Consider the following 546-nt stretch of genomic DNA (forward strand, 5'->3'; position numbering starts at 1 on the left):
CGAACATTTTGGATGGTTTTAATTTATTGATCTTTTTTTTAAATTTTTACTTTAAAATCGCGTGTGTTTCTTACTAAGAAAACGGGTTTAAATATCTACAAAGAAATTTGTAACAGATATAATCATTAAAATTGAGATAGGGGGGGGAAATGGTTAATAGGTTTCAGATATGGAAAAAAGCCACTATTGTTGTGATTTTAGGGGGATTTTTTTCGATTGTTTATGCAATAGATGTCAATAGTTTGCAAGAAGCGAATGATGGTTCGTTTTATTTTTTTAAACGTGGTATGTCTGCTTATAAAGATGGACATATAAATCAGGCTATTGCAGCATTACGTCGCGCGGCTAAGAGAGGCCATATTGGTGCTAATTGGAAACTTGGCTCTATCTATGCAAACGGTGATGGTGTCCCTAAAAATGATTATAAGGCATATCATTTTTTTGCATATATTGTTGAAAAAGGTGCTGATCTTGGTTCAGAGGATGAAAGTTATGTTTCTGATGCATTGGTTAAACTTGCGGGATATATAAAAAAAGGTATTCCTC

1 pseudogene is annotated in these 546 nt (G+C 33.2%); it reads left to right on the forward strand.

The window, feature by feature from the left end:
- Positions 1 to 149: 149 nt before the first annotated feature.
- Positions 150 to 546, forward strand: a pseudogene (locus J7R13_RS08725) (sel1 repeat family protein); the annotation flags it as partial.

The sequence above is a fragment of the Bartonella taylorii 8TBB genome (genome assembly GCF_902825155.1).
Taxonomy (GTDB): Bacteria; Pseudomonadota; Alphaproteobacteria; order Rhizobiales; family Rhizobiaceae; genus Bartonella; species Bartonella taylorii_A.